Below are 20,062 nucleotides of genomic sequence, written 5' to 3'. Positions count from 1 at the left end.
CTACTTCGGCTGCGTGATGCAGATCCCGGACGTGCTCGTCCAGTTGGCGCAGGCGACCACGGCGTCGTCCTTGCTGGCGACGCTGGTGCCGCTGGGCTGCTCGACCTCCGGCGGCCCGGCGGGGCAGCCGCAGGCCGGCTGCGTGGCGCGCCAGGCGGCCTCGCAGACCTGGAGCGCGGCCAGGTGGCTCGACTCGACGCCGATGAGTGGAGCAACCCCGCGGACAGCGAGGCCGGCGTGAGCCGTGCCGCTGACGCCGAAGTGAGAAAAAGAACCACCCGTCGCCCAGCCCGCCGGACACCTGACGGGCATGGCACGACTGGCAATCGTTGGGATGACTCTGGCGGCGCTCGCGGGCGCGTGCTCGGCGGCCTCCGGGGGTGGGGGAGTCGGGGGCAGCGGGGCCGCGGGCGGTGGCGCGGGTGCTGGCGGCGGTGCCGCAGCGTCGGCGGGCTTCGGCGGCGGCTCCGGCGGTCTCGTGAACCTGGACGGAGGCCAGAGCGACGGCGGCGGCCAGGAGTGCCTGCCCTGTTCGGCGGACTACACCCAGGTCTTGAGCTGCGATGGCAGCGTCAAGGAGACCTGCCCCCAGAACCAGCTCTGCGGCATGGGTAAGTGCATGGACCCCTGCCAGGCCGCGACGGCGAACAAGACCAGCGTCGGCTGCGACTACTACGCCGTTACCATGAGCGCGATGGGTGGCGGCTTCGGCGGTTGCTTCGTGGCCTTCGTCGCCAACACCTGGCACGAGCCGGTGCACATCAAGGCGAGCTTCGGCGGCAGCGCCATCGACCTCGGCAAGCACGCGGCGCTGCCCAAGGGCACCGGACCGAGCATCAGCTACCAGCCCTACGACGTCGGGGCGGGGCTGCCGCCGGGCGAGGTCGCCATCCTGTTCTTGGCCAACGATCCGGTCGCGCACGGGACTTGGCAGGCGCCGGCGGCCTGTCCGATCCCGGCCGCCGTGGGCCTGGACGCGCACGTGCACTGGGGGCTCAACATCAGCACCGGCCGCGCGAAGGGCTTCCACCTCGAGACGGATCGGCCGGTCGTCGCCTACCAGATGCTGCCGTACAACGCGGCGTACTCCGCGACCACCGGCGCGTCGTTGCTCTTGCCGACCAGCGCCTGGGACAACAACTACGTCGCGGTGAACGCCTACGCGCAGGCGTTCTGGCAGGGCATGAGCATCCCTCCGTCCATGACCATCGTGGCCAAGGAGAACGACACCACGGTGACCATCCTGCCCAAGGCGGACATCAAGCAGGGCATGGACGTGCCGGCGATTCCCGCCAACACCGCCGGCAAGCTGCACCTGAACGCCGGCGAGACGCTGGAGATCATCCAGTCCGACGAGCTGACCGGGAGCCCCATCCAGTCCGACAAACCCATCGGGGTGTTCGCGGGGCACCTGGGACTGCGCCTGCCGACCGAGACCGACTACAGCGATCACTCCGAGCAGCAGATCCCGCCGGTGCGCGCCATGGGGCACGAATATGCCGTGGCGAGCTACCGCGATCGAGTGCCGGGCTTCGCGGAGAAGCGCAAGCACCGCTTCGTCGGCGCGGTGGACGGGACGGAGCTCAGCTTCGATCCGCCGATCCCCGGCGCGCCGCAGAAGCTCGGGCTCGGCACCGTCGCCGAGGTGGAGAGCGACACGCCGTTCGTGGTCAAGAGCCAGGACAAGGACCACCCGTTCCTGGTGTTCACCTACATGTCGAGCTCCGGGATGCTCTCGGATCAGGGCGCGCCGGCGGGCTACGGCGATCCGGACTTCCTGCGCCTGGTGGCCGGCCAGCAATACATGAACCGCTACGTGTTCTTCACCGACCCGACGTATCCCGAGACCAACCTGGTGGTGATTCGCCGGCGCGGCGCGAGCGGCTTCGCGAACGTGACCCTCGACTGTGCGGGTGTCATCGAAGGCTGGCAGGCGATCGGTTCGAGCGGCGACTACGAGTACACGCGCGTCGATCTGTCGCGCCACAAGTTCGAGGCGCAGGGCAGCTGCAACAACGGACGCCGGGAGATGACCTCGCCGGAGCCCTTCGGCCTCTACGTCTGGGGCTGGGGAACGCCGGAGACCCGCGCCGGGCAGTCGAACCCCTGCGATCTGACCCAGCCCGACAACACCTGCGACGTGAGCTACGCCTATCCGGCCGGGGAGAACGTCCGGCCGATCAACACCGTGGTCGTGATCCCGACCCCGAAGTGAAGCTCAGTTCGCGTCGATGCGCCGGACCTGGTTGCCGCTCAGCACGTAGAGCTCGCCGTTGTCGTCCTCGCCGAAGGACGACAGGCTCGACTGGGTGATGTTGAGCGCGACGTTGCCGGTGGCCGCGCCGTTCACCATGCGGAAGGCCCAGATGGTCCCCTGGCAATAGTCGCCGTACAGGTACCAGCCCTGGAGGCAGGGGATGGCGCTGCCGCGGTAGACGTAGCCACCGGTGACCGAGCAGCCCTGCGAGTGCGAGTACTCGCGGACGGGGAGCGTGAGGCCCGTCTGATTGCAGTTGGTCGCGTTGTAGCAGTGCGTGCCCTCCATGATGCTCCAGCCGTAGTTCTTCTTGCCGGTGCCCTTGGGCTCGAAGTCGATCTCCTCCCACTGGTTCTGACCGACGTCGCCGATGTAGAGATCCCCGAGCGTCCGGTCGAAGCTGAAGCGCCACGGATTGCGGAGGCCCCAGTCCCAGATCAGGCCCTGCTGGTTACCGGGCAGCGAGGCCGTGGGGTTGTCCGGGTTCAAGCGCAGGATCTTGCCGAGGTTCGTGCTCAGATCCTGGCCCGCTTTGAACGGATCGCCGCCGCCGCCGCCGTCGCCGATGCCGGCGTACAGGTAGCCGTCGGGACCGAACGCCAGCATGCCGCCGTTGTGGTTGCTGTTGGTGCTGTGGCCGATCTGCACGAGCTTCTGCACCTGCGCGGTGCCCGCCACGTCCGGGTTGCCGGTCGAGACCTTGTACTCCGCGATCACGATGTCGCCGACCGGGCTGGCGCTCTGGGTGTAGTAGAGGAAGAAGCGGCCGTTCGTGGCGTATTGCGGGTGAAAAGCCATGCCGAGCAGGCCGCGCTCGCCGCCGGACTGAACGCTCGAGGTGATGTCGAGGAACGGCGTGGTCACGTTGGTGCCGTTTTTGATGATGCGGATCTGTCCGGACTGCCGCACTACGAACAGACGGCTCTTGTCGCCGGGCGGCGAGGTGAGGAAGACCGCCGAGCCGCCGACGCTGGTCCCCACGTTGGTCAGCTTGAGCGCGGGCGGATTCGCGCCGCAGGTCGTGCCGCCGGTGCCGCCGGTGCCGCCGGTCGCGCCGCCCGTGCCGCCGGTTGCGCCGCCCGTGCCGCCGGTTGCGCCGCCCGTGCCACCGGTGCCCCCAGTTGCGCCGCCGGTGCCGCCGGTCGCGCCGCCTGCGCCGCCGGTCGCGCCACCGCTGCCAGCGGCCCCACCGCTCGCGCCGCCCGCGCCTGCGGTGCCGCCGCCGTCGCGCCCGCGCCCGCGGTGCCGCTGCTGCCACCGGTCGCGCCGCCCGCGCCGCCGCTCGCACCGCCGCTACCGCCGGCCGCGCTGCCGCCCGCGCCGCCGGTCGCGCCGCCGCTGCCGCCGCCACCGCCGGTGCCGCTCGAGCCACCGTCACCGTCGCTACCGCAGGCAACCGCGACCAAACACACCAGCACCGGAGTCAGAAAGACACGAAGCGACGCGCGCATGCAGAACCTCCCAAGGAAGGCCCGAGTATGACCCGGGCGGGCACATTCGCTCAATCCGCACCCGCCCGGACTGCCTCGGGCCCGCTCAACTCTCGGCTTTTTCGGCCCGATTGCGGCTGCGGTCGACGAGCCAGGCGATGCCGATGCTGAGCACGTAGAGCAGCACCAGGGGCACGGCCAGGAGGAACTGGCTGGTCACGTCGGGCGGGGTGATGATGGCCGCGATCACGAAGGCCAGCACGATGAAGTAGCGGAGGAACTTCAGCAGGTGCTTGTGGGTCACCACCCCCGCGATGCTCAGGAAGAAGATCAAGACCGGCAGCTCGAACACGGCGCCGAAAGCGATCAGCATGCGCGAGACGAACTCGATGTAGTCGCCGATCATCACCGTCGGCTTGACCTCGAAGCCCTCCGCGCCGACCGGTCCGCTGAAGCCGAGCAGGTACTGGAACGCCACCGGGAAGGCGACCTTCCAACCGAAGTAGCCGCCGCCGGCGAAGAGCAGACACGAGCTGACCACGAACGGGATCGCCAGCTTCTTCTCCCGCGAGTACAGGCCCGGCGCGACGAACGACCAGAGCTGGTAGAGGATGATCGGCAGCGACACGACCAGACCGCCGAGCAACGCGATCTTGATGTAGGCGACGAAGAGCGAGGCGGGGGCGGGGAAGTGGAGCGCGGCGTGGCCGCCGAGCTTGCCGGCGTTCCAGGCGTCGATGAACGGCTTGGTCAGCCAGCTGAGCAGCTGCTCGCGGTAGACCCAGCACACCACGCTGCCGATCAGGAACGCGAAGATCGCGCGCACCAGCCTCGAGCGGAGCTCCTCGAGGTGCTCCCAGAAGGTCATGGTGTGAGCCTCGGGATCCTCGCTCATTCGGGCTCGGGCTCCTCGGCCTCGGCGGAGGGTTCCGGTGCGGTGTGACTCGGCGCGTCGAGGGTGGCCGGCGGAGCGTCCGCTGCGGGTTCGTCCCAGAGGTCGTCGGCCAGCGCACCGCCGGCGTCCGGTCCCTCCGGCGGGTACTCCCGGGTGCGGTCGAGCTCCGCCGTGCGCGGGTAGGGGTCGTCGAGGGGCTCGGGCTCGGCTGCGGGGCTGCGCCCTCGGGCCAGCGCCGCCAAATCCCCCCGGATCAGGCTGCGCAGCTCCGAGATGCCGCCGTCGATGCCCTCCTGGCGCAGGATCTCGTCGATGCCCGTCTGGGCACGGACCTGGGTGGTCATGTGCCGGAGCTTGCGCGCCCACTCGCCCAGCGTGCGCAGCATGGAGGGCAGCTTCTGCGGGCCGACCACGAGCAGCGCGACGACCGCGATCAGGGCCACTTCGGACAGCGAGATGCCGAACACTCGCGCGAACGCTACTCCGTGACCCCGGGGCGGGCAACGGCGACAGCGGGGGTGACCGCGCTCGGGATTCCGCTCTATCGTGCCGCTTCGTGGTGCGAGCGGGCTTTGTCGTCTTCGGCTTCTGCCTCGGCGTGCTCTCGGCGGCCGGTTCCGCCCGGGCCTCGCCTGCGGAGCAGCTCGGCTTCGGTCCGCGCAGCCAGGCCATGGCCGGCGTCGGCACCGCCGTCGGGCGCGGCGTGGACACGACCTACGCGAACCCGGCGCTGCTCTCCAAGGAGCAGCGCAACGAGTTCACCTTCGGCTGGCAGAGCACGCGCTTCGATCTGTACGCCGATGGGCCCAACGCGCCTGGCGATCTGAACGAGGAGAGCTTGCACGGCACCACCATCGGCGTCGTCCTGCCCGTCCCGTTCGGCGGCTTCCTGGAAGATCGGGTCACGCTCGGCCTCGGTGTGTTCACGCCCAGCACGCTGATCGCGCGGGCGCGCCTGCTCTACCCGGAGCGCGCGCAGTTCCCGGTGCTCACCGATCGGGCTCAGACCTTGAACTTCGCGGCGGGCGGCGGGGTGGACATCGGCTACGGCATCCGGGGCGGCGCCGGCGCGCTGGCGCTCGCGGAGCTCGTCGGCACGGTGGTGGTGCGCACCGACTCCACCGGACGTGTCGGCACTGCCGTGGACGATCAACTGGTGGCGACCTACGCGCCGGTCGCCGGAGTGACCTGGGACTTCCTTCCGGACTTCACCGCCGGGCTGGTCTACCGCGGCACGCTGCGCGGCGATTTCGACGTGCTGGTGCAGGTCAACGACCTCGGCAGCCTCACCGTGCCGGACCTGAACATCACCGGCGTGGCGCAGTACGATCCGGCACAGCTGCAGCTCGAGGTCGGTCACCGAACCGGCCCCTGGACCCTCGCCGTCGCCGCGACCTACAAGCGCTGGGGCGCCTTCGACGGCTGGCAGCGCCCGACGGTGAGGTGCCCCGCCAGCCAGCCGGACTGCGCGGCGCTCACCCCCGAGCCGGTGGAGTTCCACGACACGGTGGTTCCGCGCATCGCCGCCGCCTACGCCTTCGAGCTCTCGCCGGACGCCAAGGCGGAGCTCCGCGCCGGCTACTTTTGGGAGCCGACGCCGGTGGGCGAGCAGACCGGCGCCGCGAACTACTTCGACAACGATCGCCACGCGGTCGGCGTCGGCTACGGCATCGAGCTGGCGGAGCCGCTCCCGCCCATCCGCTTGGACTTGGTCTATCAGCACCAGTTCCTGGCGCCGCGCACCCACGAGAAGAGCGCGGGTGTCCCGAGCGACAACCCCGGCTACCCGAAGGTGAAGACCGGCGGGCACGTCATGAGCACCGGCGTCGCGCTGGGGGTGAAGTTCTGATGACTTTCACCGCTCCGCCCGCCCACCCCCGCCGTAGTCCTCCCCGGGGGCAAGCCCCCGGGCCCCCAACGCCGACTCGCTGCGCTCGTCGCGGGCTCGCTCCGCTCGCCGTGGCCGTTCTCCTTGCGAGCGCGCAGGTCGCGGCGAGCCCCGCGGACACGTTCGGCCTCGGCTCGCGCTCGACCGCCATGGGCAGCGCCGTGTCGGCGGACGTGCGGGACTTCTCCGCGAACTACTACAACCCCTCGGGCCTGGCCCTCGCTCGCGGGCTCGACATCAGCGCCGGCTACTACTACGCGGACCATGCGCTCGAGATGAACGGCAAGGACAGCCAGGTCGATCCGGTGCGCGGCATCGTCGGCGGGCTGGTCGCGCCGGGCAGCTTCGGCTTTCTGCCGTTCGCGTTCGGGATCGCCACTTTCCTGCCGGACGATCGCTTGAGCCGCGCGCGCGCCAGCCGCCAGGAAGATCCGCGCTGGGTGATGTACGACAACCGCACGCAGCTGATCTTCATCTCGGCGAACCTGGCGATTCGGCCCTTCGACTGGCTCGCCATCGGCGGCGGCATGACCTGGCTCGCGGCGACCCGCGGCGCTTTCGGCATCAGCGGCACGGCCGTGCTGCCCGCCGGCAACAAGACCGAATACGACTCTCAGCTGCGCCACGAGGTGGACGCGGATCTGACCACGGAGCGTTATCCCGAGTTTGGCATCACCGTGCGCCCGCACGAGCGCCTGGACCTCGCCCTGGTCTACCGCCACCAAGCCACCATCGAGCTCGACGTGGACGCAGAGCTGACCGGCACCGTGGACGCTACGCTGATCAAGGTGCCCGCGCGCTACACGCTGGATTCGTACACGGTCAACGCCTACATCCCGCGCCAGCTGGTGCTCGGCGAGAGCTTCCGCCCGATCGACGAGCTGTCCTTGAACCTGGATCTGAAATGGGTGCAGTGGTCCGCGTTCAAGAGCCCGGTCAGCCGCTCCAGCACAACACTGGACGTGAACGTCCCGCCCGGGATCATCGAGCTCCCGCCGAACCCCAAGCCGACCAAGATCGAGGATCCGGCCTTCACGGATCGCATCGTGCCGGAGCTCGGCGTCGAGTACCGGCTCGCGGTCACCCCGGATCTGACCGTGCCGATCCGCGCTGGCTACATCTACGAGCGCTCGCCGGTGCCGGACCAGAGCGGTATCACCAACTACGTGGACACCGACCGGCACGTGCTGTCGTTCGGCACCGGGGTCGTCTTGCGCGAGCCCGGCGCGCTTCTGCCCGGCAACGTCCGCTTCGACGCGCACGCGCAGTGGTCGATCCTGCCGACCCGGATCACGCTCAAGGACAACCCTGCCGACTACGTCGGGGACTACCGCGCCCGCGGCAGCATCCTCAACGTGGGCGCCACCGTCTCGCTGGGGTTCGAATGACGCTCGAAAAGCCCACCATCCTGCTGTCCGTCCTGGTCTTGGGCTGCGGCACGCTCGCCACCGAGGCCGGCGACTCCGACGCCGAGCGCCCGAACGCGCTCGCCGGCCCGTTCCGACTGCTCGCAGCCGACGAGATCGACGGGCTCGACGCCCCGTACGTGCTGAAGAAGAAGTTCTCGGACTTCCGTCAGCCGACGGTCCTCGCCGACGATCCGGCGGTGGTGCTCGGAGCGACCACGCTGTACGCGCTGGCCACCGAGACCGGGAGCTCCGCCATCTACCGCTTCCTCGCGCCGGACGGACGCAGCTTCTCGGAGACGCCGGTGCCCGCCGCGCCGGTGCTCGTGGCCGACGCCACCTGGGAGGGCGCGAGCCTCGACGCACCGGAGGCGGCGCGCATCGGTGACGAGATCTGGCTCTACTACTCCGCCGAGGGCGGCATCGGCGCGGCTCGCTCGAGCGACGGCGTGAGCTTCACCAAGTTGGGCGCGGTGCTCAGCGCGGGCGGCGCGGCGTGGGAAGGCGGCCTCGCACCCCGCGCCCCCGGTTTCGTCGAGGTCGCAACCGGGGACTACCGGCTGTTCTACGAGGTGAACGGCCGCATCGGCGAGGCCCGCTCGAGCGACGGCCTCGTCTGGGAGCGCCTCGGCGACGCGCCGGTGCTCGAGCCCGCCGCCGACACGGTGGCTGACCCGCCCTTCGACGGCCTCGGGGTGGGCGATCCCGACGCGCTCACCGCGACGAGCGCCGAGGGCCGGCGCGTGACCCGGATCTACTACACGGGCAAGGGCAGCGACGGCTCGAGCGGCATCGGGCTCGCGGCGCGGTTCGAGAGCGAGGGACCGCTCACCCGGGCCCCGGCCCCGGCCTTCGCCAGCACCCGCCTGCCGTACGCCCCGGCCGTGTTGCCCCAGGGCTCGGTCACGCTCCTGTTCGTGACCCAGGGCGCGAGCCTGAACGACGAGTGGCCGGCCGTCGCCGCCGGGATCGCCCCGGCCACCCGGCGGATCCCCTTGGACTGACACCCGGCCCCGAAGATGCTCTAAGCTCGCGCCGTGATCATCGCGCTCTTCGTCGCCATCTTCCTGGTCTCGGTGTGCGTGTTCTTCTACGGCCTCGCCATCAAGGGCGTGGACCGCTACGAGCCCGAGCCGGTGTGGCTGCTGATCATGTGCTTCTTCTGGGGAGCGCTCGGAGCCACCTTCGGCTCGCTGATCTTCAACACCATCGGCGGGTCGGTGGTCTATTCGGCCATGGGCTCGTCGCAGGCCGCCTCGGGCATCACCGCGTCGTTCATCGCGCCGCCGGTCGAGGAGTCCTTCAAGGGGATCTTCCTCTTGGTGGTGTGGGCCGCCTCGGCGCTGTGGCTCAAGGAGCTCGACGGCGCGCTCGACGGAGCCATCTACGGCGGCGTGATCGGCCTCGGCTTCACGCTCACCGAGGACGTGCTCTACATCATGCGCGGCACCTCGCAGGGCGGCATGGCGGCCTTCACCGTGATCTTCTTCCTGCGCACCATCCTGGGCGGCCTCGGCCACGCCACCTTCACGGCGATGACCGGCGTGGGGGTCGGCATCGCGGCCGAGTCTCGCAACATGCTGGTGAAGGTCGTCGCGCCCATCGGTGGCTGGACGGCGGCCGTGGGCCTGCACTTCCTGCACAACTTCCTGGTCAGCTTCTTCGGCGGCGCCGGCGTGCTGTTGAAGCTCGCCGTCTTCTTCACCTTCGACATCCTGTTCTTCGTCCTGCTCTACATCCTGGCGTTCCGCGACCGCGCCATCGTTATCCGCAACCTGGTGGACGAAGTGGGCGTGATGCTCCACCCCAAGGAGTTCAAGACCAGCACCAGCGCGGCCCAGCTGGTGCCGCTCTGGAACGTCCTGACCTTGAAGGACAGTCCGCAGGGCTACGGGGCAGCTCGCAAGAAGCAGCTCGCCCTGTCCGAGCTCGCGTTCCTCAAGCACCGCCGCCGCCGCGGCGAGTCCGGCCAGGGCCTCGACCGCCGCGAGCACGAGCTCCGCGCGGAGATCCAGGCCGCCAACAATCGAGGCGTGTTCATCGGGAAGCGGTGACGGCGGCGTGACCTGAATCAGCGCGTGATCTGCCGGGCGATCACCAGGCGCTGCACCTGGCTCGTGCCCTCGTAGATCTGCAAGAGCTTGGCGTCGCGCATCAGCTTCTCGACGGGGTAGTCGCGGACGTAGCCGTTGCCGCCGAAGACCTGCACCGCGTCGGTGGCGGTCTGCATGGCGCGGTCGGCGCCGAAGACCTTGGCGAAGCTGGACACGATCGGGTCGCGCACGCCGTTGTCGAGGTTCCAGGCGGCCTTCTGGTAGAGCAGGCGGGTGGCCTCGATGCTGACGGCCATGTCGGCCAACATGGCCTGCACCATCTGGTGCTCGGCGATGGGCACCCCGAAGGTCTTCCGATCCTTGGCGTAGGTCACGCACTCGTCGAGGCAGCGCTGCATCAGGCCGGTGGCCAGGGCGGCGATGTCGGGGCGGGTCTGGTTGAAGGTCTCCATCGCCAGCTTGAAGCCGTCGCCCTCGGGGGCGAGCAGGTTCTGCTTGGGGACCTTGACGTCCTCGAGGTGGACGACGCAGGTGTTGCTGGCGCGCTGGCCGAGCTTGTCCTCGTGCTTGTCCACCTTCAGGCCGGGTGTGTCGCGATCGACGATGAAGGCGGCGATGCCCTTGTGGCGCTTCTCGGGGGAGCTGGTGGCGAAGATCACGAAGAAGCTGGCGAAGCCGGCGTTGGTGATCCATGCCTTCTGGCCGTTCAGCACGTAGTCGTCACCGTGCTGGGTGAACTTGGTGCGGATACCCGCGACGTCGCTGCCGGCCCCCGGCTCCGTGGTCGCGTAGGCGGCGAACACCGGCGCGTCCGTGAGCATGCCCAAGTACTTCTTCTTCTGGTCCTCGTTGCCGCCGAGCTTGATGGGCGTGAGCGCCAGGGAGTTCGCCAGCATGCTCGTGGTGATGCCGGTGCAGCCCCAGGCGAGCTGCTCGGTGACCAGCGTGTTCTCGAGCTCACCCATGCCGGCGCCGCCGTATTCGGTCGGCACGATCATGTTCACGAGCCCGAGCTCGTGGGCGGCCTCCATCACGTCGGTGGGGAAGCGGCTCTGGTGATCGCACTCGGCGGCGACGGGCGCGATGCGCTCGCGGGCGAAGCGCTTGGCGGTTTCGATCAGCGCCTTGTGCTCGTCGGATAGGCTGAAGTCGACCATGGCTGTCTCCTGCTCGCGCCTGCTCGGGGCTGCCGTCGGGCGGAGCGCCCGCGTCACTCCTTGGCGCGCTTCTTCATCTTCTCGTACTCCGCGCGCACCGCGCGGGCGCCGAGAACGTAGCCCAGGACGACGCCGAGGAGTATCACCCCGGGAATGTAGATCAGGTGGAAGACCGTCATCGGACTCGGAGGCTCAAGAGCCCTTGGCGGCGTCGTGGCGGTCGAGGGCCTTTTCCACGCTCTCGAGCCGGGCGGCCAGCTGCTGGCCACGGCGCCAGCCGATGAACAGGAAGCCCAGGAGCAGCGCCCACATCACCAAGTAGGCGGCGACCAGGAGCGTGCCGGCGCTGGCGGACTCCTTGGCGCCGCCCTCGACGGCCACGAACTCCGTCGAGCGGTCCTCCGGTCGCTGGGAGGTGGAAGGCTGTTGGTCTTTCGCTTGGTTCATTCAGGATCCTTCCGTGAGCCCGGCGGCGACGGCGCGCTCCTCGGCTCGGCCGACGCGTGCGCTCAGCACCAGCTGCCGCGCGCGCAGAATCAACAGCGCCGCGGCGAGCAGCGTCATCGCCAGAAAGCCCACACCCAGCGCCAGCTGCATGTCCGGGTGCTTGAGCCCGCCGCCACCCTGCGTGATCACCGTGGGGTGGTTGCCGCCCCATTTGCGCACCGAGTAGTGGATGATGGGCAGGTTCACGGTGCCGAGCACGCCGAGCGCGGCGGCGAACTTGCGCTCCGCCTCGCCGTCGCCGGCGAACGCGCGCAGCACCACCACCGCCACGTAGATCAGCACGGACAAGAGCGAGGTGGTGAGGCGAGGGTCCCAGACCCAGTACACGCCCCAGGCCTTCTTGGCCCAGAGCGGTCCGCTGGTCAGCACCATGAAGCCGAACACCACCGCGCACTCCGCGCCGGCCTGGGCCCAGGCGTTCCACTTGTCGCTGAGCGAGAGCAAGTAGGCGGCGCTCCCGACCAGGCAGACCACGCCGGACAGGTACATGGCGTAGGCGCTGGGCACGTGGAAGTAGAAGATCTTCTGCGCCAGGCCGCCGGCCTCGGGCTGCGCCAGCGGGGCCTTGAAGAACACGAAGCCGATCAGCCAGAAGAACACCGCCGCGGTGGCCGCCAGGAAGAACGGGAACAGGCCCAACGCGGGCTTCTTGGCGGGATCGGGCATCGGGCGGAATCTATACTGCCGAGGGGCGAAAAGGCGAGGGGTGAGGAGCGACTTCTGCGGATTTTTCCCGGGCAGTTCGCAGCTGGGGGTGTCCCTAGTTCGGTGTGCGACCGAGCGGCTCGATTCGCGCCGCTCGGCGGTCAGCCGAGCCCCGGAATCACTTGAACAGTCTGGTCATGATCAGATCTCGATCCGCCAATGAGGCGTGAGTGCGAAAACCGGCCGGGGCCGGCGCCGGCCGGTTCGACCGAACGGAAGCGTCGCGTGGCGTTTGCTGCCGCCAGCGGAGCGCGAATTGGGGACACCCGCTAGACGTCGCAGGTGGAGAGCGCGAGCAGCGCGGCGATCTGCGCTCGGATCAGCTCGAACTCCTTGACCGCCAGGTCCAGCTCCGCGCTGCGCAGGCGCCGGTCGGCGTCGATCAAGTCGAAGCTGTTGCCGTGTCCCGAGACGAAGGCGATCCGTGCCAGCCGCGCGCTCTCGGTGGCGAGCTGCCGGCTCTTGCCGGCCACGGCCAGGTTCTGCTTGGCCACCTCGACGGCGCGCTGGGCCTGCTGGCCCTCGACCCGCGCCAGGCGCTTGGACTGGGTGACCTGCTCCTCGGCGATCCGGCGCTGGGCCTGGTTCGCGGTGCGAGTGCCGTACCGCAGGCCGCCGTCGTAGAGCTGCCAGGTCAGAAGGCCCCCGATGGTCCAGGTGACGTGCTCCTGGTTCGCCGTCGCGCGATCGTTCGAGGTCCAGCCCAGGTTCGACACGAAGTCCACCGTGGGCACGAAGGAGTAGTCGGTGCTCTTGACGTTGCGCTCCGCCACTTCGAGGCGAGCGCGTGCCGCGCGCACGTCTGCGCGAGTGTCCGGATCGGAGACCGGCCGGCACACCGAGCGAGCGTCGCTGGCCAGGGCGTCCACGCGGATCGCGGGGACCACGCCGTAGGGGTCGCTCGAGCCGAGGGCGATGCCGAGGGCCTCCCGGGCTCGGAGCACGCCCTCGTCGGCTTGCACCACTTGCGAGCGGGTCAGCGTGACCTCCTGCTCCGCGCGCAGCACGTCCACGGCGCTGGCCGCGCCGAGCTTGGCGCGGCGCTGGTTCAGATCCAGGGTCGAGAGCGAGCCCTTGAGCGAGACGCGGCTGATCTCCGCGACGCGCTCCGCCGTGACCACGCTGACGATGGCGCTCGCGGTCTGCGCCAGCACCAGGCGCTGCCGGTCGCTGTGGCTCAGGCGGGCGGCGCCCTTGTTACGCTTGGCCGTACCGTGGTCGTACCAGGCTTGGGGCGCGAAGACCGGCACGCGCAAGGCCAGGCCCGCGTTCCAGGTCGTGTTCGGGTCGGGGATCGTGCCTCGGGTCAGCCCCGCGGAGCCGAAGCTGAACCCGTCGCCCATCAGCAGGTGCCGCGTCACGCTGCCGGTGCCGGTCAGCGTGGGCAGCGCGCGGGACAAGGCCTGGCGCTCCTGGCCGTCCGCCAGGTCCATCTGCGCGGCGGAGAGCGCGAGCTCCGAGCTCTGGGAGCGCGCGAGCCGCAGCGCTTCCTGCCAGGAACGCAGCACGTTCTTGGCAGACGGGACCGGCTTCAGCATCGGGTCGTCGATCTCCGGCAGCTTGGGCTCGAGCGGCGCCTCGGGCGCGGGCTCGGCCGGCTTGGGCTCGGCAGCCGGCTGGGCTTGGGCGGTGGCAGCAGCGAGGGTCAGGAGCAGGCAGGAGCGGCGGAGGGCGCGGGAGAGCATGGCCCACCGGATAGTGAGCATTTGGCCTGGCGCAAAGGGCCCGGGCGTCGTTTGCGCTGGTCCGGCCGTCCGGCGCTCAGTCGGCTGCGCTCATCCAGCGTTCGACCAGGGCGAGCGCCTCGGATCGGCCGCCGGGGAGGTGCTCCGCGAGGGAGGCCAGGGCTTCGGCTCGCCGGCCCAGCCGGCACAGGGCGTGGGCATGCGAGGCCCGGATTTCGACGTCGTCGGGCGCCGCGCGGAGGGCGATGGAAAGGTAGTGCAGACCCCGCTCGGGCCGGCCGAGGCCCACGTCGAGGAGGTGCCCCAAGTTGTGGGTCGCGATCGGACAGCGCGGGTCGTGCGCGAGGGCGCTCCGGTAGGCGCGGGCGGCGGCGCGGTAGTGTCCGAGCATGCTGAGCGCCACGCCCAGCGTGCGCCAGAGCTCCGCGTCGTCCACGTGAGCGAGCACCTCCCGGGCGAGGCGGGCCGCGCGCCACGGCTTCTTCTCGACCAGGAGCTTGCTGAGCTCGCGCATTCCGAACAGCGCTGCGTCGGAGCCGGTTGGCGCGTGGCCGACGAGCTTCTCCAGCATCGGAATCAGCTCTCGCGGGGGGTAGCCGTGCTCGAGCGCCCACCCGACGTCGTGCAGGAGACTCTCGGCGTTGGCTCGACGATCACGCTGCATGCGAGGGCTGCTTCAACGCCCGAGGCTAGCACAAGCGCTCGCGGCTTCACGTGCGCGGGCGTGCGATTTCGGCAGCCGCGGTGCGCCCTGCAATGCTCGCGCCATTGAGCACTTGCAGGACTCGTTCCAACAGCTCCTTGCGCGTGCCGACGAACGCATGCCGGTGGCGCACGCGCACGTAGTCGGTGGCGTCGGCCGGGAGCCCGCCGCCTTCGAGCACGGCGTGAAAATCTGCTGGCGTCGCGCCGTCGCGCCGGCCAACATTGACGAAAATCTCGGACAGCGCCTCGTCGCGGCGGAGCTCCTCCGTCTCCGCGCTGCCGCCGGTGTCGGCTGCTCTTCCCGGATCCGTGTCGGGCTGTTTGTCCGCGGCTGCGGGGGTCGGCTCGGCGGACTCCACGGAGTAGCGGAACGGCTCGTGATCCTGATCGCGGTCGCGATCGCGGCTTCGGACGCGCCGGCCGCCGCGCTCGTCGAAGCGCGGGCGTTCGGGTCGGTCGGGGCGCTCCGATCGCTCCGCGCGTTCGGCTGGCGGGCGCGCCGGCGCTGGCGGTACCGGCGGTCGGGCCAGCGGTGCGGGCGCGGCCTCGCGCGGCGGGGGCTCCGGGCTCGGGCGTTTGGGAGCGCGGGCGCGTCGCGCCGCGGTGGCTTCGTCCTCGGCATCCGGTCGTGCACCGAGGTGGTCGCGCAAGAGCCCGGCGACGATGCGCTCGGCGTTCTCGTGCGACAGCAGCCGACGCGCCAGCGCCAGATCCTCCGGGTGCGGTGACTTGTCGCCGAAAGCCGCCACGAACAGGTTGACGAGGTCCGCCTCGGCGCGCGTCTTGAGCTCGCGGGCGCTCGGCAGCATCTTCTCGATGGGCCGGAGCTTGTAGGTCAGTCGCAGCAGATAGAGGTGACCCACGTCGCTCGGCGTCACCAGCGAGACCGCGGTGCCCATCTTGCCGGCGCGGCCGGTGCGGCCGGTGCGGTGCACGTATTGCTCCGCCGACTCCGGGAAGTCGAAGTTGATGACGTGAGTCAGGTGCGAGATGTCGATGCCGCGTGCCGCTACGTCCGTGGCCACCAAGAAGCGCAGGTTGCCGCTGCGGGTGGCCGCCATGACCTTCTCGCGGTCGGACTGGCCGAGATCGGCGTTGAGCCAATCCGCGGCAAAACCTTGCTGTTCCAGCGCGCCCGCGACGCGCTTGGTCTCGTCCTTCGTGTTGCAGAACACGATGGCGCTCTCCGGATCGTCGATCTCGATGATCTGCAAGAGCTCGGCGATCTTGTCGCCGAAGCTCAGGTAGACGAAGTGCTGGATCTCCAGCGCCCCGATGTGATCGCCGCTCAGCGTCAGGAACTCGGGGCTCTTGAGCCGCTCCTTCGCCATGCGCGTGATGTCTGGCGGCAACGTGGCGCTGAAGAGCAGCGTCTGACGCGTGTCCGGCAGGTACGAGAGGATCTCGTTGATCTGTGGCAAGAAGCCCATGCTCAGCATCTCGTCGGACTCGTCGAGCACCAGGGCGCGGACCGAGGCAGCAGAGAAGGTGCCGCGGCGCAGATGATCCAGCACCCGCCCGGGCGTGCCGATCACGACCTGCGCGCCCGCGCGGATCTGTTCGACCTGCCGGGGCATGGGCGCTCCGCCGTAGATGGCGGCGGTGGCGACTCCACGGTATTTCGCCAGCGCTTCCACCTCGCGGGTCACCTGCAGGGCCAGCTCGCGGGTTGGGCACAGCACCAGGACCTGCACCGCCGGCGTCTGACGGCGTACCAGCGCGTCCACGATGGGCATGCCGAACGCGGCGGTCTTGCCGGTGCCGGTGCGGGCCTGGACGACCAGGTCCTTGCCCCGCGAGGCCAGCTCGAAGACGGCGCGCTGGACAGGAGTCGGGTGGGTGTAGCCGAGGTCGTCCACGGCACGCCGGAGCTCGCTCGAGAGCGGCAGGATGTCGAACGTGGGCGGTGGCTCGGAGGGCTCGGGGGTTTCGCTGGACATTGTGCGGGAGGAGAGGGGGCCGGTCGGGCGGGAGCTTACTCCGGGGGCCGGCCTCGATGGGGACAATTCCGGCGCGGATTTCCCCGTTGTTTTCAGCGCGTGCCGAGCTGTCGCTCCAGCGACGCGACCTCTCGGCGGCGGCGTGCCAGGTCCACGGCTTCGTAGCGCGTGGCGTGCTCCTCGGCGAAGCGCAGCCGGTCGACCTCACGCAGGGCCCTCTCGCCCACCGCGTCGCCCCGACAGGTCACTCCGAGCGCGTCCCGTCCGTCCCACTCCGGACCGAGCGCCGCGCGAAAGCGCGTCACCGCCGCGCGCTCGCCGCCGGTCTCGGCGTCCGCGGACTGCCGCGCGCGTCGCACCGCGCCGATGAGCGCGAGCACCCCGGGCCGACAGCTCGCGGTCGCGGCCGTCCCGGCCGGGAAGAACGTCTGGCGGATGATCTGAGAGGTCCAGGTCAGAGTGATGCCGGAGACCAGGAGCGCGAACACGACCAGGGCGGAGCGCCGTCCGATGCGCTCGGCGCGCGACTCGCGCTTCACCGGGTCGCTCAATTCAACCCTCGATCCTCATCGGGCGCCGGCCCGGCTTCCAGGAACGACAGGGTGATCTCCCGCTCCAGCGCCGCGGCGATCTCTTCTTCGACCAGCTCGATGGTTCCCGCCAGGCGTTCGACGTTGCGCTGGTAGACGAAGACCCGCGCTCGGGGCGCCTCGGCCGGGCTCTCGCCGGCGACACCATCGAGCAGGAGCAGCGCCCGGGGGTCCACGCCGTCCACGACGACCTCGACCCCGGGCACGTCGGACACGAACACCTCGCCCTCGACCAGAAACGCCTGAAGCTCCGGACGCAGGCTCGCCACTGCCGCCTTGGCGGCGGCCTCGAAGGTCTCGCGGCTCACGCTCCAGGGCGGCGGAGGCACCTCCAGGTCGAGCTCCCGCGAGCGCAAGAACGCCGCGGTCGCTCCCATGGCGTCCCCGTGCTCGTCCCGGATCAGACCCAGGTAGTACCAGGCCTCCGCGTGCTTCGGCTGGTCCTTCAAGACGGAGTCGATGAGCGGCGAAGCGCGGTCCACTTCGCCGACCTCGTAGAGGGCGCGCGCCACCAGGAAGGTGTGGTTGGGGTTCTCGAAGGGCCCGTCCGGGAAGCGCCGGGAGACCGCCTTGGCCGAGTCGAAATCGCCCTTGGCGAGCAGGGCGTCGAACCAGAGCAGCAAGGCGTCGACGACTTCGTCGTCGTTCTCGGCCAGCTCCAGCGCCTGCTCGCACATGTCGATGGCGCCGTCGAAATCACCGAGCGGGTGGATGTAGACCTCCGCGGCGTTCAGCATCGCCTCGAGGTAGGTGTCGTCCAGCGAGATCGCGGTGCGATAGTGCTCGATCGCGTCGTCGAACTCGCCCTGCAGCGCCGCGACGTAGCCGAGCAGGTTGTGGGCCTCGGGTGACTGGCCGTCGATCTCCAGGGCGCGGCGCGCGCTCTGCTCCGCCCCGTGCGCGTCACCGCGCTGCACGAGATCCCAGCCGCGATCGAGGTGTGCCGAGAACTGGTCCATGGCCCGCTCGCTTGATGGCCTCGCGGGTGCGGCAAGTCAAGTCGGAGCCCCTACTCGTGCACGACTATCAGGCTGCCGGGGCGGTCGGCGGAGGACCAGGCCCCGTGCCAGCCGGGCGGCAGCGGCGGGTCGGTGTTCATGAACACCCACTTCGCGTCGAGGGGAGCGAGGTTCACGCACCCGTGGCTCATCTGGATGCCGAAGTTCTTGTGCCAGAACGCGCCATGCAGCGCGTAAGAGGCGTGGAAGTAGAGCACGTACGGCACGTCCTCGATGCTGTAGGGCAGGTCGCCGGCGGCCGAACCGTCGCCGTCCATGGTCGTGGTGACGTGCTTCTCGCGGACGCGCCACTGGCCCGTGGGAGTGGAGTGGTCCTTCTCCTTGATGGTGCTCTTCTTGCCGCTCGAGATCAGCGTCGCGTAGACAGGTCGCTCGCCCTGGTAGACGACCAGCGTCTGCTCGCTCAGGTTGACGTCCACCCAGCGCTCGTTGGGCCCGAGGTCCTTGGGCGGCGGGCCCGGACGCGTGACGCGGATGTGGATGTTCTTCAGCCAGGTGCCCTCGCGGGTCTCGCTGTAGCGGAACCCGCCGACCTCCTCTTCGCGACCGGTGAGCTGGACGGCCGTGAAGACCTCGACCGCCTTCGCGGGCTTCACCTTCTTGGTGTCCAGATCGATCTCGAAGCTGGGCGCGGTCTTGCGCCCGCCGTAGACCCAACCCACGGGCAGCTTGCTGCTCTGGCCGTCGAGCTCGAGTCCCTTGAACTTGGCGCCGGCCGTCTGCCAGAAGCGATCCGCGGGGGCGATCAGACCTTTGGTCGACTTGTACCAGGTGCGGCCGTTCCAGCTGAAGGTCTTGTCCACGGCGATGTAGAAGCCGGTGACCATGCGCTGGGCCAGGATGTCGTCGGAGTCTTCCTTCAGCTTGTCGAGCGTCAGCTCGTGCAGCTTGTCCTTCGCGTCGTCGCGCTGCCACCACGGCGAAGTGTCCACCCCGGCATCGGCTGCCGGTGCTGCGCCGCCGTCCTGATCGGAGAGCGCGGGATCCGGTGCCAGCGACGCGGCCCGGGTCTCGGTGTCGTCGTCCTTCTTCTCTTCGGCCTCGGCCTCACGGGCCTTCTCCTCGCGCTCCTTGGCTTCCTTCGCGCGCTTGGCCTTCGCCTCCGCCAGGTAGGGCTCGTACTTGTGCATCTGCTCGCGCGAGGGCACGGAGCGGTAGAGCGGCGTGCCGTTCTTGGCGTTGCGCGCATACGGGTAAGGCAGGACCTCGCTCAGATCCGGCTGCTTCACTGCGAACTTCACCTGCGGGTGACTGAGCTCGGTGGTGCCCAGGTTGGCGCACATCCAGCCGCCGCTCACCACCTCGTACCAGCCGGAGCTGCAGCTCTTGCCGGGGACGGGCTTGTCCTTCACGGCGACCTTGCCGCCGTTGCGCACGTAACCGAGCTTGGCCTTCTGATCGAAGTCGCGAGTCGGGTACACCGCAGCCGCCGGCGCGGTGACCACCAGCCAGGGGCCGGGGTGCTCCGCCGGTGGGCTCGCACCCGCGTCGGGTACGGCCGCCTGGGCGCCGCTCGTCGCCGGGGCAGGTCCTGGCTTCGGGGTCAGCTCGTCGGGGAGGGTCGGCGTGCCGATTACGCCCGGCGAGCCGGTCGCCCCGGGAGCGGCGCCGGACGAGTCACCGGGCGGCGCTTCGCGCTGACAGCCCAGGAGGGCCACCCAGGAGAGGGCGATGAGGGTGGAGAGTCGGCGCATGGGTCGCTCGGGCCCGTGGGGGCTTAGTATCCTTTCGAGGCCTGTCCAGCCACTTTCTGGGCGGCTTCCTCCAGGCTGGAATGCGAGGGGCGTGCCAGGCGTGATCCGCGGGGTTCGCCCGTCGAACCCG

General features: G+C 69.9%; 17 protein-coding genes and 1 pseudogene. 5 read left to right on the top strand and 13 right to left on the bottom strand.

The window, feature by feature from the left end; translation table 11 throughout:
- A complete protein-coding gene (locus tag HS104_12895) occupies window positions 1-312 on the bottom strand; it encodes a hypothetical protein (GenBank protein MBE7480864.1) in 312 nt (103 codons plus the stop codon).
- Between HS104_12895 and HS104_12890 the strand changes: the two genes are divergently transcribed.
- Window positions 311-2,215, top strand: coding sequence for an IgGFc-binding protein (locus tag HS104_12890; protein ID MBE7480863.1), 1,905 nt, complete (start codon window positions 311-313; stop codon window positions 2,213-2,215). The two genes, HS104_12895 and HS104_12890, sit on opposite strands and share 2 nt — an antisense overlap.
- Before the next feature lie 3 nt (window positions 2,216-2,218).
- Here the strand turns inward: HS104_12890 and HS104_12885 are convergent.
- The 3 genes and pseudogenes from HS104_12885 to HS104_12875 form a co-directional block, all read right to left on the bottom strand.
- Window positions 2,219-3,708 (bottom strand): annotated as a pseudogene (locus HS104_12885) (PQQ-dependent sugar dehydrogenase).
- 85 nt (window positions 3,709-3,793) lie between these two features.
- A complete protein-coding gene (gene tatC, locus HS104_12880) occupies window positions 3,794-4,582 on the bottom strand; it encodes a twin-arginine translocase subunit TatC (protein ID MBE7480862.1) in 789 nt (262 codons plus the stop codon).
- Window positions 4,579-5,049 carry a twin-arginine translocase TatA/TatE family subunit gene (locus tag HS104_12875; protein ID MBE7480861.1) on the bottom strand — a complete coding sequence of 157 codons (471 nt, stop codon included), beginning with the start codon at window positions 5,047-5,049 and terminating at the stop codon, window positions 4,579-4,581. Before HS104_12875 ends, tatC begins: the two co-directional genes overlap by 4 nt.
- Window positions 5,050-5,141: 92 nt before the next feature.
- On the opposite strand from HS104_12875, the gene HS104_12870 reads away from it, so the two are divergent.
- From HS104_12870 to HS104_12855, 4 genes are all read left to right on the top strand, one after another.
- Window positions 5,142-6,431, top strand: a complete 1,290-nt coding sequence (locus HS104_12870) for an outer membrane protein transport protein (protein MBE7480860.1) — start codon at window positions 5,142-5,144, stop codon at window positions 6,429-6,431.
- 110 nt (window positions 6,432-6,541) lie between these two features.
- Window positions 6,542-7,858, top strand: a complete 1,317-nt coding sequence (locus tag HS104_12865; GenBank protein ID MBE7480859.1) for an outer membrane protein transport protein — start codon at window positions 6,542-6,544, stop codon at window positions 7,856-7,858.
- Window positions 7,855-8,880 (top strand): hypothetical protein, encoded by a 1,026-nt coding sequence (locus tag HS104_12860; GenBank protein MBE7480858.1) that lies wholly within the window; start codon window positions 7,855-7,857, stop codon window positions 8,878-8,880. Before HS104_12865 ends, HS104_12860 begins: the two co-directional genes overlap by 4 nt.
- A gap of 33 nt (window positions 8,881-8,913) precedes the next feature.
- Window positions 8,914-9,930: a PrsW family intramembrane metalloprotease gene (locus tag HS104_12855; GenBank protein MBE7480857.1), complete on the top strand. Its 1,017-nt coding sequence runs from the start codon at window positions 8,914-8,916 to the stop codon at window positions 9,928-9,930.
- 17 nt (window positions 9,931-9,947) lie between these two features.
- Here HS104_12855 and HS104_12850 read toward each other — a convergent pair whose 3' ends face one another.
- From HS104_12850 to HS104_12810, 9 genes are all read right to left on the bottom strand, one after another.
- The gene (locus HS104_12850; protein ID MBE7480856.1) at window positions 9,948-11,087 is read right to left on the bottom strand and encodes an acyl-CoA dehydrogenase family protein; all 1,140 of its coding nucleotides are present in this window, start codon (window positions 11,085-11,087) and stop codon (window positions 9,948-9,950) included.
- 192 nt (window positions 11,088-11,279) lie between these two features.
- A complete protein-coding gene (locus HS104_12845; protein MBE7480855.1) occupies window positions 11,280-11,534 on the bottom strand; it encodes a hypothetical protein in 255 nt (84 codons plus the stop codon).
- On the bottom strand, window positions 11,535-12,260 hold the full coding sequence (ccsA, locus tag HS104_12840; protein ID MBE7480854.1) for a cytochrome c biogenesis protein CcsA: 726 nt from the start codon (window positions 12,258-12,260) through the stop codon (window positions 11,535-11,537).
- Between the two features lie 308 nt (window positions 12,261-12,568).
- Complete coding sequence (locus HS104_12835) at window positions 12,569-13,984, bottom strand: TolC family protein (GenBank protein MBE7480853.1); 1,416 nt, start codon at window positions 13,982-13,984, stop codon at window positions 12,569-12,571.
- A 76-nt stretch (window positions 13,985-14,060) separates the two neighbouring features.
- Window positions 14,061-14,648: a tetratricopeptide repeat protein gene (locus tag HS104_12830; protein MBE7480852.1), complete on the bottom strand. Its 588-nt coding sequence runs from the start codon at window positions 14,646-14,648 to the stop codon at window positions 14,061-14,063.
- Between the two features lie 46 nt (window positions 14,649-14,694).
- Window positions 14,695-16,629 (bottom strand): DEAD/DEAH box helicase, encoded by a 1,935-nt coding sequence (locus HS104_12825; GenBank protein ID MBE7480851.1) that lies wholly within the window; start codon window positions 16,627-16,629, stop codon window positions 14,695-14,697.
- Between the two features lie 92 nt (window positions 16,630-16,721).
- Window positions 16,722-17,180: a hypothetical protein gene (locus HS104_12820; GenBank protein MBE7480850.1), complete on the bottom strand. Its 459-nt coding sequence runs from the start codon at window positions 17,178-17,180 to the stop codon at window positions 16,722-16,724.
- A complete protein-coding gene (locus HS104_12815; GenBank protein ID MBE7480849.1) occupies window positions 17,177-18,178 on the bottom strand; it encodes a tetratricopeptide repeat protein in 1,002 nt (333 codons plus the stop codon). Before HS104_12815 ends, HS104_12820 begins: the two co-directional genes overlap by 4 nt.
- 50 nt (window positions 18,179-18,228) lie before the next feature.
- Complete coding sequence (locus HS104_12810; GenBank protein MBE7480848.1) at window positions 18,229-19,932, bottom strand: L,D-transpeptidase family protein; 1,704 nt, start codon at window positions 19,930-19,932, stop codon at window positions 18,229-18,231.
- Window positions 19,933-20,062 lie beyond the last annotated feature (130 nt).

Source organism: Polyangiaceae bacterium, assembly GCA_015075635.1.
Lineage (GTDB): Bacteria > Myxococcota_A > Polyangia > Polyangiales > Polyangiaceae > JADJKB01.
The sequence above is the reverse complement of the archived record's forward strand: the minus strand, read 5'-3'. Positions and strand labels throughout refer to the sequence as shown.

Excerpts from the sequence above, each read along its gene's own strand:
- HS104_12850 (MBE7480856.1), bottom strand. The coding sequence starts at position 11,087 with ATGGTCGACTTCAGCCTATCCGACGAGCACAAGGCGCTGATCGAAACC.
- HS104_12835 (MBE7480853.1), bottom strand. The coding sequence starts at position 13,984 with ATGCTCTCCCGCGCCCTCCGCCGCTCCTGCCTGCTCCTGACCCTCGCT.
- ccsA (MBE7480854.1), bottom strand. The coding sequence starts at position 12,260 with ATGCCCGATCCCGCCAAGAAGCCCGCGTTGGGCCTGTTCCCGTTCTTC.
- HS104_12895 (MBE7480864.1), bottom strand. The coding sequence starts at position 312 with ATGCCCGTCAGGTGTCCGGCGGGCTGGGCGACGGGTGGTTCTTTTTCT.
- HS104_12825 (MBE7480851.1), bottom strand. The coding sequence starts at position 16,629 with ATGTCCAGCGAAACCCCCGAGCCCTCCGAGCCACCGCCCACGTTCGAC.
- HS104_12860 (MBE7480858.1), top strand. The coding sequence starts at position 7,855 with ATGACGCTCGAAAAGCCCACCATCCTGCTGTCCGTCCTGGTCTTGGGC.
- HS104_12810 (MBE7480848.1), bottom strand. The coding sequence starts at position 19,932 with ATGCGCCGACTCTCCACCCTCATCGCCCTCTCCTGGGTGGCCCTCCTG.
- tatC (MBE7480862.1), bottom strand. The coding sequence starts at position 4,582 with ATGAGCGAGGATCCCGAGGCTCACACCATGACCTTCTGGGAGCACCTC.
- HS104_12815 (MBE7480849.1), bottom strand. The coding sequence starts at position 18,178 with ATGGACCAGTTCTCGGCACACCTCGATCGCGGCTGGGATCTCGTGCAG.
- HS104_12845 (MBE7480855.1), bottom strand. The coding sequence starts at position 11,534 with ATGAACCAAGCGAAAGACCAACAGCCTTCCACCTCCCAGCGACCGGAG.
- HS104_12890 (MBE7480863.1), top strand. The coding sequence starts at position 311 with ATGGCACGACTGGCAATCGTTGGGATGACTCTGGCGGCGCTCGCGGGC.
- HS104_12830 (MBE7480852.1), bottom strand. The coding sequence starts at position 14,648 with ATGCAGCGTGATCGTCGAGCCAACGCCGAGAGTCTCCTGCACGACGTC.